Here is a 16,292-nt window from a genome sequence, read left to right as displayed (position 1 = left end):
TCAATATCCAAGCAGCGTCGGCAGGAAGAGCGAGATCTGGGGGAAGAAGGCGATCAGCAGGATCGCGAGCGTGTTGACCGCCACGAAGGGCAGCGCCTTGACAGCGATCTCCTCGACCGGGCGGTTTGCGATGCCTGCCGCGATGAAGAGGTTTTCGCCGAGTGGCGGCGTCTGGAAGCCCACCGCCAGGCAGCAGATCATGACGATGCCGAAATGGGTCGGATCGATGCCGACGCTGTAGGCGACCGGCAGCATGACCTGGACCAGGATCATGATCGCCGCCAGCGTCTCCATGAACATGCCGACGGCCAGCAGGAAGACGATTAAGAACAGCCAGATCAGATAGATGTTGGTCGTCAGCGCCAACATGCTGTCCGCGATCAGCGTCGGCACCTCGTAGGTGACCAGCACGCGGCCGAAAACGGTGGCGGCGAACAGGATCAGGAGAACCCGGCCCGTGATCCATGTCGTCGTCTCGAGCGAGCGGAAGAGTGCTTCCCAGCGCAGCGACCGATAGATGAACAGGCCGACGAAGAGCGTGTAGAAGATCGCCACGACAGCCGCTTCGGTTGGCGTGAACCAGCCCGAATAGATGCCGCCGAGAATGACCACGGGCGCCAGCAATGCCCAGAAGCCTTGCCGGCCGGCGGTGACGACCTTGGCGAAGGACCATGCCTCGCCATTGCCGACGAAGCCGCGTCGATGGCTGAGAATGGCGTTCATCACGAGCAGGCTCGTCGCCAGCATCAGTCCGGGAAACATTCCGGCGATGAACAGCTTGGCTATCGAAACCGACGCAAAGCTTCCAAATCGCTCGATCGCTTCCGGCGGCGCCTGGAGGCCGATCGCGGAAATGCCGAAGATGACCATCGGGATCGAAGGCGGGATGACGATGCCGAGCCCGCCGGAAGCAGCCGTCAGAGATGCCGCATAGCCCTTGTCGTAGCCGCGGCGGGCCATGGCCGGGATCATCAACATGCCGACCGCAGCCGTCGTTGCCGGACCGGAGCCGGAAATCGCCCCGAAGAAGACGCAGGCGATGATCGCCGCAGCCCCCAAGCCGCCGGTGAACGGTCCGGCGATGCTTTCGGCGAACGCGATCAGACGGCGCGAGATGCCCGTGGCCTCCATCAGCGCCCCGGCGAGGATGAAGGCCGGCAGCGCCATCAGCGGAAACGAGCCGACCGAGGTGAATGCGATCTGGACGAACTGGATCGGGTTCTCGCCGACGAACAGGAACGCGGCGAGCGCTGCCAGGCTGAGTGCGACCGTGATCGGCGCGCCCATGAGAAGCATGGCCGCAAAGGAACCGAACAGAACGAGAGATACCGTGCCTTCCATGATCGCGCCCTCAGTTCTGCGCCGCGACGACGCGCGGCATCTCGCGCGCATCGCCTTCCTGGGCGTCGATGGCGTCGGGATCGTTGGGGTCGATATTGCGCACCAGCCGGTCGTAATTGACCTGGAGGATGCGGATGGTCATCAGCGTGAAGGCGATAGGCAGGACGAGATAGACGTATTTCATCTCGATCCCGAGCGTCTGGGATTTCCAGAACCGGTTCATCCGGAAGAAGATGAAATCGATCGCCAGGTAGACGAAATAGATGTTGAACGAGACCCAGAAGAGGTCGGCCAGGGCTTCCACATATTTCGCCCGCGCTCCCAAAAGCGCCTTCAGGTGGAAGGTCACCCGATTGTGGGCGTTCACTCGCGCGGCATAGCTTGCGCCGAAGAACACAAACCACACGAAAAGATAGACGGACAATTCCTCGATCCAGGAGATCGAGCGTCCGAAAATCTGGCGCGAGACGATCTGGGCAAAGAGAAGAGTGACGAAGGTCGCCAGAAGGCCACGGCACAGATAGCTCTCGATCTTGTCAATCACGGTCCAGAAGGTCGACATGGCAATGCTCCGCCACGGGAAGGCGCCGTGCGCCTTCCCCGGTTAGAGTGTCGCAGGAGGATGAAACTCTTACTCGACCGGGTCGCGGCCCAGCGCGGCGAGCACCTTGTTGATCTGCTCGACCCCGCCGACGCTGTCGTAGAATTTCGGCCAGACGGCGGTCGTCGCGCGCTCCATGAACTCGGCCTCGCCGTCGGCCGGATCGGTAATCTCCATGCCGCGTTCGGCGAGCGTTTCCTTGATCTCACTTTCCCTTTCGCGGATGAACCGGCCGCTATGGGCGGTCGCTTCCTGTCCGGCGTCGAGCACCATCTGCTGTTCTTCCGGCGACAGGCTCTGGAAAACCTGTTCGGAAACGACAAGCGGCTCGATGGAGAAGATGTAGCGAATGTTCGTCACATAGGTCTGCACCTCATCGAACTTCATCGCGTAGTTGGTCATGTATGGGTTGTCCTGACCGTCGACGACCTTCATCTGAAGCGCCGTGAAGGTCTCGTTCCACGGGAGCGGCGTCGGATCGACGCCCCAGGACCGGTAGGTCTCGATCATGATCTCGTTCGGCGGCACGCGGATGACGAGGCCCTGAAGATCGTCCACGGTCTCGACCGGCTGCTTGGAATTGGTCAGTACGCGAAAGCCCGAATAGGCCCAGCCGATGATGCGCACGCCCGCATCGCGGATGGTGTTGTCGATCAGTTCCTGGCCGATCTCGCCCTGCGTGATCGCCTCGGCATCGTCGACCGACAAGATGACATAAGGCAGGGTCAGGACGCCGACCGTGGGCGAGAAGGGTGTCACGTTGTTGATCGCCAGGATCGACATGTCGAGCGTGCCCATCGCGGCATCGTTGACGGTGGCCTGCTCGTCGCCAAGCTGTCCGTTGAGGAACAGGCGGCCCGTATGTTCGCCGCCGCTCTTTTCCTCAAGGGCCGCGATGAAAGCCTTGCCAAGTTCTTCCTGCGTGCCGCCAGGGCCGTCGCCGACCGCGATGCGGAAGGTCTTGGCGCTTGCCGGAGTCATGGCCATCAGTACGGCGAGCGCGGACGTCGTCAGAAAGTATCTTGGATGAAAAGTCATGTTCCTGTCTCCCATTGGGCTGTGCCATTCGGCTGTGGCGCGCCTTCTTCGAGGCGTCAGCGACCATGAGAGACTAGCCAGTCCGATACTGCGGCCTTATAGCCAGATGGAAACACTTCTATATCCAGTTTAAAAGCGGAGCATGTCGATGCCACGCATTTCCGAAGACAGCTTCCAGATCGACAAAACGCGCCCGACCAGCCTACAGGCGCAGATTCGCGAGGCGGTCGTTTCGGCGATCCTGTCGGGGCGGCTGGAGCCTTTGGCGCGACTTCCCTCGACCCGGCGGCTGGCCGAGCATCTGGGGATTTCGCGCATCACCGTTTCGCTCGCCTATCAGGAACTGGCGGCGCAGGGCTATCTCGATCCGCTGCCGCGCAGCGGCTACAGGATTTGCGAGACGGCGCCGATCGCGCGGCTGAGGGCGACGCAGGGAGCCGACGCGCCGGGCGCGCTGGACTGGTCGGCGCGGATCGTGAAGCGCTTCGACATCGCACGTTCGATCCGCAAGCCGCTCGACTGGCGCAGCTATCCCTTCCCGTTCACCTACGGCCAGAGCGACATGAGCCTGTTCGACCTTGCCGCCTGGCGCGACTGCACGCGACGCTCGCTGTCGCGGTCCGATTTCGAATTCATGGCGGGCGACTTTGCGGCAGCCGACGACATGCAACTCGTCCAGTACATCTCGTCACGCACATTACCGCGCCGCGGCATCAAGGCCGCAGCCGACGAAATCCTCGTCACGGTCGGCGCGCAGAACGCGATCTGGATCGTCGTGCAACTCCTTTTGGGAGCCGGACGCCATGCGGTCTGCGAGGAACCGAGCCACCCGGACATCTACGCTTCCCTGAAACTGAGCGGCGCATCGGTTTCGACGGTGCCGGTGGACCAGAACGGCCTGCCGCCCGACGACTTGCCGCCCGATGTCGACGTGGTTTTCGTCACGCCGAGCCACCAGGCGCCAACTGCGGTGCGGATGCCGATGGCGCGCCGCCGCCGGCTGCTGGAACTTGCTCAGGAGCGTGACTTCATCGTCGTCGAAGACGACTACGAATTCGAGATGAGCTTCCTTGAGGCGCCCTCGCCGGCCTTGCGGTCGATCGACCGGCACAACCGGGTCCTCTATATCGGCAGCTTCTCCAAATCGCTCTTTCCCGGCCTGCGGCTCGGCTACCTCGTCGGCCCGCCCGAACTCATCCGCGAGGCACGCGCCCTGCGCGCCCTGATGCTGCGCCATCCGCCCGGACATCTGCAACGCGCGGTCTCGAATTTCCTCGCGCTCGGCCACTATGATTCGCTGATCCGACGGATGCGCGGGGAATATGCAAAGCGCCACGACACGATGGCCGAGGCGCTCGAAAAATGCGGCCTGACCATTGCCGGCCGGTCCAGCTTTGGCGGGACATCGTTCTGGATCGAGGGGCGGGAAGATCTCGATGCCGATGCGCTTGCCGATGCGCTGCGCGCCGACGGGGTGTTGATTGAATCCGGTTCGCCGTTCTTCGCGCACCGGACCGAGACATGCCGCTATTTCCGCATGGCCTATTCGTCGATCGATGCGTCACGCATCCCGGAAGGTGTGGAGCGCGTGGCGGCAAGATCCAGATGGCTTCAGGAGCATCGAGCTCCGACAAAAGCCGGTCGCGAAAAACCCTGATGGTGTGCCGGTTGGTGCTCGCGCGCGAGCATCCGAAGAAATGGCCGCGATAGGAGACACCCATGGCAATGCCTTTCAATGGACGACCAGGCTGCCTGCGGCGAGTTCCCGCTCCGCCGATGGAACTGCGAGCCCGACGCGGTCATCGCGAGTATCCGCCGCATCATCTAGCCGAGTTTAGCCATACCCCCCGCCCGTCGGCGTGGAGATGATGAAGGCATCCCCCGGTTCGAGCATGGTCTGGTCACACCCGCCCAGCATTTCGACTTTACCGGATACGCGGCGAACCTGATTGGTCCCGACTTCGCCGGATTGCCCACCTTCCAGACCGAAAGGGGGGATCTTCCGATGGCCCGACAGGATGGCGAATTCCAGCGTCTCGCGGGCCCGGATGGTCCGCCGCGTGCCGTCGCCCGCATTCCATTTGCCACGGCCGCCCGAACCCCGCCGGATGTGAAAGTCTTCGAGAACAACGGGAAAGCGCGTCTCCAGGATTTCGGGATCGGTGAGCCTCGAATTGGTCATGTGGGTGTGGATTGCGTCCGCGCCATGGAAGCCTGGCCCGGCGGGCGCGCCTGAGCAGATCGTCTCGTAATACTGGTATTCCTCGTTGCCGAAGGTCAAATTGTTCATCGTCCCCTGCGCGGCTGCCATGGCGCCGGTCGCGCCGAACAGGCAGTTGGTCACCGCCTGGCTGACCTCGACATTGCCGGCGACGACGGCAGCCGGATAGCTGGGGGACAGCATCGAGTTCTCCGGCACGACGATGTGGATCGGCCGCAGGCAGCCGGCATTCATCGGGATGTCGCCCCGGACGAGCAGGCGGAAGACGTAGAGGACGGCTGCCCGCGTCACCGGCGCGGGCGCATTGAAATTGTCGGGACGCTGGGCGGACGTGCCGGTGAAATCGACCGTCGCTTCCCGCTTCGCGCGGTCGACGGTGACCCGCACCTTGATCAGGCATCCCTGATCCATCGGATAGGTGAATTCGCCATCGGGAAGCCGGTCGAGGACGCGTCGCACGCTTTCCTCGGCATTGTCCTGAACATGTCCCATATAGGCTTCGACGACATCCCTACCGAACAGCCCGATCATGCGGTTGAGCTCTGACACGCCCTTCTCGTTGGCCGCGATCTGGGCCTTCAGGTCATTGATGTTCTGCACGAGATTGCGCACCGGATAGCGCGCGCCGGTCAGGAGCCGCGACAGTTCCTCCTCGCAGAACCGGCCTTGGTCGACGAGCTTGAAATTGTCGATGTAGACGCCTTCTTCCTCGATCGTGGTGGCGAGCGGCGACATCGAGCCGGGCGCGAGGCCGCCGATATCGGCATGGTGCCCGCGACTTGCGACCCAGAAGCGGATGGTGCGCCCGTCCGCGTCGAAGACGGGCGTGCAGACCGTCAGGTCCGGCAGGTGCGTTCCGCCATTGTAGGGCGCGTTGATGAGGAACACGTCACCCTGATGCACGGTCGGGTTTTCCCGGATCGCGGTCGCGACGGATGCGTCCATCGAGCCCAGATGGACCGGCATGTGCGGAGCATTGGCGACCAGATTGCCCGCGGCGTCGAAGACCGCGCATGAAAAATCGAGCCGTTCCTTGATGTTGACCGAATAGGCGGTATTCTGGAGCGTCACGCCCATCTGTTCAGCGATCGACATGAAGAGATTGTTGAAAATCTCCAGCATCACGGGATCGGCCTTCGACCCGATTGCCAGTTGTGCAGGCAGTGGCTCCACGCGCTCGAGGATGATGTGGTCGCGCGCGGTCAGGCGGGCTTGCCAGCCCTCCTCGATCACGATGGTCTGGTTGGCTTCGATGATGATCGCCGGTCCGGTGACGAACTGGCCCGGAATCATGGTTGAGCGCAGGACAACGCCCGCATCGTGAGCCGCCCCTTGCGAATGGAACCGCGTCTGCGCTGCCGGAACCGCCGCAGATGGCGTTTGCGCCGCGCCCTCTGGCTCCGTCTCGACCGCGCCGCCGCCGATCGCTTCCACCTCGACAGCCTCGATCACGAGCGCCTTGTTGTCGGCGATGAAGCCGAACCGGCGGCGGTGGATGTCCTCGAAGCCGGCGCGCAGCCGTGCGGGATCGTCGATCTGCGGATAGCTCGCCTCGACGGCAAGCAGCGTGTCGGTTCCCGCATAGCGGATATGGGCCCGAAGATGGCGCGTGATCGACCGTTCGGCGATGCCCTGCGCGGTAAGCTCGGCGCTGCATTCGGCGTCGAGTTCGCGGGCAAGCAGGATGAGGGCGGACGGCGCGTCGTCGTCGAGCGCGACGCCCAGCGCCTTCTGGCGCGTGGCGCGAATGTCGGCCAGACCCATGCCATAGGCCGAGAGCAAGCCGGACATCGGGTGCAGCAGAACGCTTTTCATGCCCAGCGCATCCGCCACCAGGCAGGCGTGCTGTCCGCCGGCCCCGCCAAAGCAGTTCAGCGCATAACGCGTCACGTCATAGCCACGCTGAACCGAGATCTTCTTGATCGCCTCGACCATGTTGGCAACCGCGATGCGGATGAAGCCGTCGGCGACGTCCTCGGCGCTGCGGCCGTCGCCGATCTGCCGCGCCATTTCCTCGAACTTCTCGCGCACGATCTCAACGTCGAGCGGCTGGTCCTGTCGCGGCCCGAAGATCGCCGGAAAGCGCTCCGGCAGGAGCTTGCCGAGCATGACATTGGCGTCGGTGACGGTCAGCGGCCCGCCATTGCGATAACAGGCCGGTCCGGGATTGGCGCCGGCCGAATCCGGTCCCACGCGAAACCGTCCGGCATCATAATGCAGGATCGAGCCGCCGCCGGCCGCGACGGTGTGGATGAGCATCATCGGCGCACGCACGCGAACGCCCGCGACCTCCGTCTCGAAGGCGCGTTCGAACTCGCCGTCGAAATGCGCGACATCGGTGGACGTGCCGCCCATGTCGAAGCCGATGACCTTGTCGAACCCCGCGGCATCGCCGGTGCGGGCAAGCCCGACCACGCCGCCCGCGGGGCCGGACAGGATCGCATCCTTGCCCTGGAAGAGATCGGCTGCGGTCAGGCCACCCGACGACATCATGAACATGACCCGCGCACCGGTGCGCGCGACGTCGAGTTCTTCGGAAACCTGTGCGACGTAGCGGCGAAGGACAGGCGAAAGATAGGCGTCGACGACGGTCGTGTCGCCGCGCCCGACCAGCTTGATGAGCGGCGAGACCTCGTGGCTGACGGAAACCTGGCTAAAGCCGATCTCGCGCGCGATGCGCGCCGCCTCGATCTCGTGCGCGGGGTATTTGTAAGCGTGCATGAACACGATCGCGATCGCGTCGTGTCCTTCCTGGCGCAACACCCGAAGCTCGGAACGGAGTGCATCTTGATCGAGCGGCGTCTCGATCGTGCCATCGGCCAGCACCCGCTCGCCAACCTCGACGACCCTGTCATAGAGCGCTTCGGGCTTGACGATCTCGGTCGCGAAGATGTGCTTGCGCTCCTGATAGCCGATCTTCAGCGCATCGCGGAAACCGCGCGTCGTCACCAGCGCGAGCCGTTCGCCCTTGCGCTCCAGAAGCGCATTGGTGGCGACGGTCGTGCCCATGCGCACTTCGCCGATCTGGCCGGCAGGGATGGGATCGGCGGGTTGCAGGCCGAGCAGCCTGCGAATGCCGTGGACGGCCGCATCGCGATAGGCGGACGGATTTTCGGAAAGCACCTTGATCGGATGGAAGACGCCCGCAGGGTCGCGCCCGATCACATCGGTGAACGTGCCGCCACGATCAATCCAGAAATCCCACTGTGTCATCGCTTCGCCATCCCTCGGGTTGAAGATGACGGCAATCTTGTCGATCCGACTCGATAAGTCGAATTATCGTTTTGGATCAAAATCGATAAATAAATCGACATGAAAGAAGTTGCACCAACGACTCTGTGAAGCCGTTCGGCCGCGCCCATGACGATGAACGAAATTGATCGAAGCCGATGAAAACTTAAAATTCGACTCATCGTCATTCTCGCGCCTTAATTGGCACAGGTCGCGTCGCGCCATGAGATGCGGCGCAGGCAGCGGTAAAGGCGAAGCCAGATGCGAGACACGGTCCATGTGAACACCCCGCGCTTCGACACGGCTGCCCAATTGCGGCAGGCGTGCCGCCAAGGCCGTTTCGACGCACCGACGAGCGGTCTCGCCGAAGGATTTCAGCAAGGGAACATCGTCATTCTTCCGTCCGCCTATGCCGACGACTTCCTGCGCTTTTGCGTCCGCAATCCCAAACCGGCTCCGATCCTTGCCGTTTCGGAAGCCGGCGACCCGAAAATGCCATCGCTCGGCGCCGATCTCGACATCCGCCATGACGTGCCGCGCTACCGCGTCTTCAGGGATGGCGTGGCCGTCGATACGGTCACGGACCTTGGCGCGCTCTGGCGCGGCGACTTCGTGACCTTCGTCCTGGGCTGTTCGTTCTCCTTCGAGACGGCACTGATGCGCGCCGACATTCCGGTGCGCCATATCGAAGCCGGCCGCAACGTCGCGATGTACGAAACCAATATCCAGACCATCCCGGCAGGTCCGTTCACCGGCCCCCTGGTGGTCTCGATGCGCTCTTTCGCGCCGCAAGACGCGATCCGCGCGGTGATCTTGTCCTCGCACCTGCCGCAGGCGCATGGCGCGCCTGTGCATATCGGCGATCCAGCGCAAATCGGCATTGCCGATCTGGCAAAGCCGGATTTCGGCGATGCCCCCGTCATTCGCCCAGGCGACGTCGCTGTCTTCTGGGCCTGCGGTGTCACGCCGCAAACCGCCATCCGGCACGCAAGACCGGAAATCGCGATCACCCACGCTCCCGGCCACATGCTGGTGACCGACCTTCGAACGGAGATCGCCTGAACGCCGCCGGCCGAACGCGCCGGCCGATGATCACAACCAACAAGACCAAGGGGAACTGAAAATGAAAACCATCCTTCGCACACTTCTTGCCGGCGCCGCTCTGGCTCCGTTCGCTTTTGCCGCATCGGCCCAGGATCTACCGGAGACGACGCTCAATGTGGTCGGGAGTTGGAGCAACCTGCCCCTCTACCAACAGTTCGAGCGCGTTTTTTGGGAAGAGACGGTTCCGACCGCTTCCAACGGCCAGATCACCGTCAACATGACCACTTTCGACCAGATGGGCGTGAGCGGCGGCGACGTCTACCGGATGCTCGGAGACGGAGTGTTCGACATCGGCATGACGGTCGGCGACTACACGGTCGGCGATGCGCCCGAACTCGAAGGTCTCGACGTGCCGCTGATCGCCACCGATGCCGAATCCGCGCGCCGCATGACGGAAGCCGCCAAGCCGATGGTCGCCGACATCATGCGTGACCGCTTCAATGCACACGCACTCGCCATCGCGCCCTACCCGCCGCAGATCGTCTTCTGCAACGCCGAGGTGACCAGCCTTGCCGATCTCGAAGGCAAGAAGATTCGTGGCTCGGGTCGCATGACGTCGCTCTTCCTCGAAGCGCTCGGCGCCGAAGGCGTGACGATGGCGTTTTCGGAAGTGCCGGGCGCGCTCGAGCGCGGCGTGATCGACTGCGCGGTCACCGGCGCCGGTTCGGGCTATGCGTCGGGCTGGTTCGAATCCTCGACGCATCTCGTCAACCTGCCGCTCGGCGGATGGGATCCGGTCATCACCGCCGTCAATCTCGACGTCTGGGAAGGGCTCGACCCAGCCGTTCAAAGCTTTCTCACCGAACAGATCACGACCGAGTTCGAGGAAAAGGCATGGGCGGATGCCGGCGGCGCGCTGCAACGTGACATTGCCTGCCTGACCGGCGGCGATTGCGCTGCGGGCGAGGCCGCGTCGATGACGCTGGTCGAGCTTTCCGACGAAGACAAGGCGCGCGCCGTCGAAGTCCTGGAAGAGACCATCCTGCCCGACTGGGCGGAACGTGCCGGCGGCGACTGGGCCACGCGTTGGAACGAGAGCGTCGGCGCGGAATTCGACGTAACGATCGCGCAGTAACCCCGCGAAACGGAGGGCGACGTGATGTCTGGACAAAGGTCACTGGCGGGATTGGCGATGCACATCGCCGATCTTGTGAAAACACTCAACCGGTGGATCGCGCTCATCTGCGGCTTGGTCCTGATGATCACCGTCGTCCTCATCCTTTGCGAGGTGCTCGGCCGCCGCATTGCCTTCTTCCGCGTCGGCGGCGCCGACGAGATTGCAGGCTATGTGATGGCCGGCATCGCGACCTGGGGCTTTTCCTATGCGCTGGTCGAGCGCGCCCATGTGCGCATCGACATCGTTCATGCCAAACTGCCCGCTCCCGGCCGCGCCCTGCTGGACGTGATCGCGCTTGCGAGCGTGCTCTGCGTCGCCCTTCTCGTCGCCTACTATGCCTATGACGTCCTGACGAAATCGGTCGAGCGCGGATCGCGATCCAATACGCCGATGGCGATCCAGCTCTGGATTCCGCAGGTGATCTGGTTCGCCGGCTGGGCGTGGATGGCAGTCACCGCGACGATCATGCTGATCTGCACCGTCATCCTTGCCCTTGCGCGTCAGTGGAGCCTCGTCACGAACCTCACCGGCATTCCTTCCGAAACGGGAGAAGTGGCATGATCACCTATGTCGCGATCGGCCTTGCGGTCCTGCTGGCGCTGTCCATTCCGGTCGGTGCAGCGCTCTTCATCCTCGGCTTCGGCCTCGACGCGTTCTTCTCTCCTCTGCCGCTGATACGCGGCCTTGGGCAGATGGTCTATTCGTCCTCGGACAGCTTCCTTCTCATCGCCATTCCGCTCTTCGTTCTTCTCGGCGAGATCCTGGTGCGGGCGGGCATTGCCGAGCGCACCTATGCGACGCTCGACACCTGGTTCTCCTGGCTGCCGGGCGGCCTCGTCCACGCCAATATCGGCACCGCTACGATGTTCTCGGCAACGTCCGGTTCCTCGGTCGCCACGGCCGCGACCGTTGCGACCGTCGCCATGCCGCAGGCCGAAAAACAGGGCTACGATCCTAAGCTCTTCGCCGGCGCCATCGCGGCAGGGGGGACGTTGGGCATCATGCTACCGCCCTCGATCAACCTGATCGTCTACGGTTTCCTGACCCAGACATCGGTTCCTCAACTCTTCATGGCGGGCATCATTCCCGGTCTCCTGATGGCGCTGGGCTTCATGCTGATCACCGGCATCATCTGCAAGATCAAGCCGGAACTTGGTGGCCCCAGCCGTTCCTTCACCTGGCGCGAGCGGCTTGCCGGCCTTCCACATCTGATCCCGGTTCTCCTCGTCTTCGCGGTGATCATCGGCTCGATCTATCGCGGATGGGCGACGCCCACGGAAGCGGCTGCCATCGGTGTCGCCATGGCGCTTGTCATCGCAGCGTTTCATGGAGCGGTCACGATGGCCAATATGCGTGCCGCTCTCCTCGGCACGATCCGCACCACATCGATGGTGATGTTCGTCATCGTCGGCGCCTATTTTCTCAACTACGCGCTCGGTGCGACAGGGCTCGGCCGCCAATTGACGGCCTTTCTGAACGATCTGGGCCTCGGGCCCTACGGAATGCTGCTCGCCATCATCCTGATGTATATCGTGCTCGGCTTCTTCATCGAGACGCTGGCCCTGATGATCGCGACGATCCCCATCGTCGTGCCGATCATCGCCGGCCTCGGTTTCGACAAGGTCTGGTTCGGCATCCTCCTGATCGTGCTGATCGAAATGGCGCTCATCACACCGCCGGTCGGGCTGAACCTCTATGTCGTCCAGGGCGCCCGCAAGAACGGCAGGCTGAGCGAGGTCATGATCGGCGTGCTGCCCTTCGTGTTCGTCATGCTCCTGATGGTGGTTCTGCTCGTCGCATTCCCGAGCATCGCCCTGTTCTTCGCGCCGGCTTGACCGCATTCATCATCTTCCTGGAAAACACATGACCAACAGAATCGAATTCGACATCGCCGGCCACGGCAAGGCATCCATCGACATCAAACGCGGCATCATCGCCGGCTGGACCGGACGCAATGCCGATGCCGTCAACCATCACATCGCCGAATTGGAGGCGATCGGCGTGCCGCCGCCGAGCACCGTTCCGCTCTTCTACCGTGTCTCGGCCAGCCTGCTGACGACAGACGAAACGATCGAGACCGTCGACGCGACCTCATCCGGCGAAGCCGAGCCGGTTCTCGTCGATGACGGCACGCGGCTTTATCTCGGCCTCGGCTCCGACCACACGGACCGCGCGCTCGAAACCCATTCCGTCGCGCTTTCGAAGCAGATTTGCGCCAAGCCGGTCGCGTTCGCACTGTGGCCATTCGAGGAAGTCGCAGGCCATCTCGACGAGATCCGCATCCGCTCCTTCGTCCGCGACGACGCGAGTGCCGAATGGACGCCCTATCAGGACGGCAAGCTCGCCTCGATCCGTCCGCTGGGCGAACTGGTCGCGTCCTCGCCCGCCGCATCCGGCAAGCTGCGCCTTGCGGCCGGCACGGCCATGATGTGCGGCACATTTGCGGTTCTTTCGGGCGGCGTGCGTCCGTCGCGCTTCTTCCGCATGGAAATGATCGACGAGAGGCTGGGCCGGACGCTCGAGCACTGCTACGAGATGATCCCCCTGCCCGTCATTTCGTGAGGTTTTAATGACCGATATTTCGCCTGCCGGCGCCGAGGATCGCGCGCGCGCCGCCATCGATCGCGCGCTGGCGCTTGCGCCCGATAAGCGGGCGTCGATCTTCACCAGCTTCGATGCCGCGCGCATCATGGACGATGCCAGGGCGCTCGATGCGGACCCGGAGCGAAGCGCCAAGCCTTTGGCCGGCGTGCTGATCTCGGTCAAGGATCTGTTCGACGAGACCGGCATCATCACGACCGCCGGCTCGACCATTCTGGCGAATGGATCGGCGGCAATAAGGGATGCGGAGGCCGTCCGGCGACTGAAGGCTGCCGGCGCAATCGCCTTCGGGCGCACGACCATGTCCGAATTCGCCTATTCGGGCGTCGGGTTGAACCCGCATTTCGGCAATCCGTCCAATGCGCTCGATCCCGCGCGCATCACCGGCGGGTCGACGTCGGGCGGGGCCGTAACCGTTGCGCTCGGACTGGCCGACATGGCGCTCGGTTCGGATACGGGCGGTTCCGTGCGCATTCCTGCCACCCTCAATGGCCTGTCAGGTTTCAAGCCGACGCAGGCGTCAGTGCCGCTGGATGGTGCGTTTCCACTGTCCCAAACCTATGACAGCATCGGACCGCTGGCCCGAACGATCGGGGAATGCGCGGACGCCTATACCGTTTTGTCGCAAACGCAGCGCCCGGCAGCCGACACCGTCCGCAACCTTCGCATCGGCATTGCGCGCGGTCTTTTGACCGAAGGGCTCGACGAACAGGTCGCGCGCGATTTCGAGATCGCGCTGACGCGTCTTGCGGCCGCCGGTTTCGAATTTGAGGATGTGGACCTGCCCATGCTCGAAGGCTTCGGCGGCGTCAACCGCATCATCGTCGCCACCGAAGCGCACGCCATTCACAAGGACAGGCTCGGCGCGTTGGAAAAGGTGGGCGACAGACGCGTCCTGAGCCGCATCCGTGCCGCCGAAACATTTGGCGCGTCGGACTTAGCAGACGCCTATGCAAGGCGCCGGAACGCCGTCGCCGCCTTCGAAATCATGAAACGTGACTTCGATGCTTTCGTCATGCCGACCCTGCCCACAGTCGCGCCGCTCATCGCAGACGTCGAGGCCGATTTCGACAGGCTGAATGCCTTGATGCTGCGCAATCCATCCGCCGTGAACTTCCTCGACGGCTGCGCGGCGACACTGCCCATGCAAGATGACCAGAAACTCGCCACGGGGCTGACGATCTTCGCTCCCGGCGGGGCGGACTGGCGCGTGCTGGACATTGCCCGGCAGGCGCAAGACATTCTCGCCGCATGAGCGATGCCGGACAGTGGACGGAATTCGCGATCAGGGCTTCGTCCACGGCCTTGGTCGTCGTCTTCGTCGCCTGGATCGCCGCCCGGCTCGGCCCCACCATCGGCGGCGTCGTCATCGGCCTGCCGATCGTTCTTGCGCCGGGCTTTTTCTTCATGCTGCGCGAGCATTCAGTCGAGTTCGTCGTCGCCAGCGCGTCGGGGGCGATTCACTCGCTCGCTGCGACCCAGATATTCCTCGGCGCGTTCGTCCTCTCTTCCACCCGGCTTGGGGCGTTCGGCGCCACCGCCTGCGCGATTGCGGCATGGTGCGTGCTGGCCATACCGCTCGCCTTCGCACCACACGACCCGCTGGTCGGCACGGGCCTGTTCGCACTCACCACATTTCTCGCGCGCTCGATCGGCGGCCGCTTCATCGATCCCAATAAGCCCGCCTCCTCCTCGACCCGCTGGAGCCTGCTGGTCCTGCGCGCGGTCGCGGCGGGCATACTGGTCGGATGCGTGACCTTCGCCGCAACGCGCCTTGGCGCTTCACTTGCAGGAACGCTTCTGGCCTTTCCGATCGGCTTTTGCGTCATCCTGCTCTCGCTGCGGCTGGACCACGGCGCCGCGATTGCCGGGCAGACCGCTCACGCCGGCCTCGTCGGCGTCGTCAGCCTCGCCGGCTTTTGCCTGGCACTGGCGCTCGCCGGTGGAGTCTTGTCCCCATGGGGAGCCTTCGGAGCGGCGCTCGCGGCCTCACTCGCTATCACCATCGTCCTGATGGTCCTCGCGCAACGTCGGCGCGCATGATGGACGGCTTGCCTTGAAGCGTTGCCGATGAGCATTCTATCCGGAACTGGCATGGGGCGTGGGACACGGCGGATGGTTGATTTCAAGGGGCTCGAAACCTTCGTCTGGGTCGTCGCGCTCGGCAGCTTTCGCGGCGCGGCGCAAAAGCTCAACACCACCCAGCCGGCGATCTCGCACCGGATCGCGCAACTCGAGGACGAACTGGGCTTCAAGCTCCTGACGCGCGAAGCGCGCAACATCACGCCGACGGCGCGCGGACGGCAGGTGCTCGGCTATGCCGAGAAGATGATCGGAATGCGGGCCGAGATGCTCGCCGCACTTCGCGACACGGCGGCCATTCGCGGCATCATCAGACTGGGCGTCGCCGAGACGATCGTCCACACATGGCTGCCAGACTTCATCAAGGAGGTGAACCGCTGCTATCCGCATCTGTCGGTCGAGATCGAGGTCGATATCTCGCCCTCGCTGCGCGCGCGCCTCTTGGCCCAGGAAATCGACATCGCGTTCCTGCTCGGGCCCCTGACAGCGCCGCTCCTGCGCAATCGCCTGCTGTGCGAATATGCGGTCGGCTTCATTGCAAGCCCGTCAATGAAGGTTCCCAATCCCGCAGACATCCGCCAGCTCGCGACTTTCCCGATCATCACATTCGCACGCAAGACCCAGCCCTACGAACTGGTGAAATCGCTGTTCAACAGGCCGGACCTGCCGGCGATCAAACTGCACGCAAGCGCATCGATGGCAACGGTGGTCCATCTCGCATTGGAGGGCATCGGCGTTGCCGTCATCCCCTATCAACTCGTGAAGGAAGAACTGCATTCGGGCAGGCTGGAACTCATCCAGTCCGATGTGCGGATGCCGCAATTGTCCTTCTGTGCAAGCTGGCTCGAATCGCCCGATACGCTGGCGGTCGAACTGGTCGTCGACATCGCCGCCCGCGTGGCGCAAACGCAGTCGCTGCCGACTGCGGCTCCCTGATCGCCGGCCACCCGTTGCGG

The 16,292-nt window shown here is 63.6% G+C and carries 13 protein-coding genes; 9 read left to right on the top strand and 4 right to left on the bottom strand.

The genetic code is table 11. The annotated features are described in order from the left end of the window. The 3 genes from PZ895_RS04020 to PZ895_RS04010 form a co-directional block, all read right to left on the bottom strand. Nucleotides 1-1,341, bottom strand: a complete 1,341-nt coding sequence (locus tag PZ895_RS04020) for a TRAP transporter large permease (RefSeq protein ID WP_275837766.1) — start codon at nt 1,339-1,341, stop codon at nt 1-3. Between the two features lie 10 nt (nt 1,342-1,351). Further along, on the bottom strand, nt 1,352-1,903 hold the full coding sequence (locus tag PZ895_RS04015; protein ID WP_275837765.1) for a TRAP transporter small permease: 552 nt from the start codon (nt 1,901-1,903) through the stop codon (nt 1,352-1,354). 69 nt (nt 1,904-1,972) lie between these two features. Beyond that, nucleotides 1,973-2,980 (bottom strand): TRAP transporter substrate-binding protein, encoded by a 1,008-nt coding sequence (locus tag PZ895_RS04010; protein WP_275837764.1) that lies wholly within the window; start codon nt 2,978-2,980, stop codon nt 1,973-1,975. A 142-nt stretch (nt 2,981-3,122) separates the two neighbouring features. Here PZ895_RS04010 and PZ895_RS04005 point away from each other — a divergent pair, with 142 nt between their 5' ends. Next, nucleotides 3,123-4,637: a PLP-dependent aminotransferase family protein gene (locus PZ895_RS04005; protein ID WP_275837763.1), complete on the top strand. Its 1,515-nt coding sequence runs from the start codon at nt 3,123-3,125 to the stop codon at nt 4,635-4,637. A gap of 177 nt (nt 4,638-4,814) precedes the next feature. Here PZ895_RS04005 and PZ895_RS04000 read toward each other — a convergent pair whose 3' ends face one another. Continuing rightward, on the bottom strand, nt 4,815-8,414 hold the full coding sequence (locus PZ895_RS04000; protein WP_275837762.1) for a hydantoinase B/oxoprolinase family protein: 3,600 nt from the start codon (nt 8,412-8,414) through the stop codon (nt 4,815-4,817). 279 nt (nt 8,415-8,693) lie between these two features. Here PZ895_RS04000 and PZ895_RS03995 point away from each other — a divergent pair, with 279 nt between their 5' ends. The 8 genes from PZ895_RS03995 to PZ895_RS03960 all read left to right on the top strand — a co-directional run bounded on the left by PZ895_RS03995 (nt 8,694) and on the right by PZ895_RS03960 (nt 16,272). Further along, nucleotides 8,694-9,494, top strand: coding sequence for a putative hydro-lyase (locus tag PZ895_RS03995; RefSeq protein ID WP_275837760.1), 801 nt, complete (start codon nt 8,694-8,696; stop codon nt 9,492-9,494). A gap of 61 nt (nt 9,495-9,555) precedes the next feature. Continuing rightward, nucleotides 9,556-10,611 (top strand): TRAP transporter substrate-binding protein, encoded by a 1,056-nt coding sequence (locus PZ895_RS03990; RefSeq protein ID WP_275837759.1) that lies wholly within the window; start codon nt 9,556-9,558, stop codon nt 10,609-10,611. Nucleotides 10,612-10,635: 24 nt separating this feature from the next. Then, nucleotides 10,636-11,214 carry a TRAP transporter small permease gene (locus PZ895_RS03985; protein ID WP_275837758.1) on the top strand — a complete coding sequence of 193 codons (579 nt, stop codon included), beginning with the start codon at nt 10,636-10,638 and terminating at the stop codon, nt 11,212-11,214. After that, on the top strand, nt 11,211-12,488 hold the full coding sequence (locus PZ895_RS03980) for a TRAP transporter large permease (RefSeq protein WP_275837757.1): 1,278 nt from the start codon (nt 11,211-11,213) through the stop codon (nt 12,486-12,488). Before PZ895_RS03985 ends, PZ895_RS03980 begins: the two co-directional genes overlap by 4 nt. A gap of 28 nt (nt 12,489-12,516) precedes the next feature. Beyond that, nucleotides 12,517-13,215 carry a DUF2848 domain-containing protein gene (locus PZ895_RS03975; protein ID WP_275837756.1) on the top strand — a complete coding sequence of 233 codons (699 nt, stop codon included), beginning with the start codon at nt 12,517-12,519 and terminating at the stop codon, nt 13,213-13,215. 7 nt (nt 13,216-13,222) lie between these two features. Continuing rightward, the gene (locus tag PZ895_RS03970; RefSeq protein ID WP_275837755.1) at nt 13,223-14,509 is read left to right on the top strand and encodes an amidase family protein; all 1,287 of its coding nucleotides are present in this window, start codon (nt 13,223-13,225) and stop codon (nt 14,507-14,509) included. After that, the gene (locus tag PZ895_RS03965; protein WP_275837754.1) at nt 14,506-15,297 is read left to right on the top strand and encodes a hypothetical protein; all 792 of its coding nucleotides are present in this window, start codon (nt 14,506-14,508) and stop codon (nt 15,295-15,297) included. The genes PZ895_RS03970 and PZ895_RS03965 overlap by 4 nt, the downstream gene beginning before the upstream one ends. 72 nt (nt 15,298-15,369) lie before the next feature. Then, nucleotides 15,370-16,272 carry a LysR family transcriptional regulator gene (locus tag PZ895_RS03960; RefSeq protein ID WP_275837753.1) on the top strand — a complete coding sequence of 301 codons (903 nt, stop codon included), beginning with the start codon at nt 15,370-15,372 and terminating at the stop codon, nt 16,270-16,272. The last annotated feature ends 20 nt before the right edge of the window (nt 16,273-16,292 follow it).

The sequence above is a fragment of the Mesorhizobium sp. YIM 152430 genome, from assembly GCF_029210365.1.
In the GTDB taxonomy this organism is placed as follows: Bacteria; Pseudomonadota; Alphaproteobacteria; order Rhizobiales; family Rhizobiaceae; genus Aliihoeflea.
The sequence above is the reverse complement of the archived record's forward strand: the minus strand, read 5'-3'. Positions and strand labels throughout refer to the sequence as shown.

Excerpts from the sequence above, each read along its gene's own strand:
- PZ895_RS04020 (WP_275837766.1), bottom strand. The coding sequence starts at position 1,341 with ATGGAAGGCACGGTATCTCTCGTTCTGTTCGGTTCCTTTGCGGCCATG.
- PZ895_RS04015 (WP_275837765.1), bottom strand. The coding sequence starts at position 1,903 with ATGTCGACCTTCTGGACCGTGATTGACAAGATCGAGAGCTATCTGTGC.
- PZ895_RS04010 (WP_275837764.1), bottom strand. The coding sequence starts at position 2,980 with ATGACTTTTCATCCAAGATACTTTCTGACGACGTCCGCGCTCGCCGTA.
- PZ895_RS04005 (WP_275837763.1), top strand. The coding sequence starts at position 3,123 with ATGTCGATGCCACGCATTTCCGAAGACAGCTTCCAGATCGACAAAACG.
- PZ895_RS04000 (WP_275837762.1), bottom strand. The coding sequence starts at position 8,414 with ATGACACAGTGGGATTTCTGGATTGATCGTGGCGGCACGTTCACCGAT.
- PZ895_RS03995 (WP_275837760.1), top strand. The coding sequence starts at position 8,694 with ATGCGAGACACGGTCCATGTGAACACCCCGCGCTTCGACACGGCTGCC.
- PZ895_RS03990 (WP_275837759.1), top strand. The coding sequence starts at position 9,556 with ATGAAAACCATCCTTCGCACACTTCTTGCCGGCGCCGCTCTGGCTCCG.
- PZ895_RS03985 (WP_275837758.1), top strand. The coding sequence starts at position 10,636 with ATGTCTGGACAAAGGTCACTGGCGGGATTGGCGATGCACATCGCCGAT.
- PZ895_RS03980 (WP_275837757.1), top strand. The coding sequence starts at position 11,211 with ATGATCACCTATGTCGCGATCGGCCTTGCGGTCCTGCTGGCGCTGTCC.
- PZ895_RS03975 (WP_275837756.1), top strand. The coding sequence starts at position 12,517 with ATGACCAACAGAATCGAATTCGACATCGCCGGCCACGGCAAGGCATCC.
- PZ895_RS03970 (WP_275837755.1), top strand. The coding sequence starts at position 13,223 with ATGACCGATATTTCGCCTGCCGGCGCCGAGGATCGCGCGCGCGCCGCC.
- PZ895_RS03965 (WP_275837754.1), top strand. The coding sequence starts at position 14,506 with ATGAGCGATGCCGGACAGTGGACGGAATTCGCGATCAGGGCTTCGTCC.
- PZ895_RS03960 (WP_275837753.1), top strand. The coding sequence starts at position 15,370 with ATGGTTGATTTCAAGGGGCTCGAAACCTTCGTCTGGGTCGTCGCGCTC.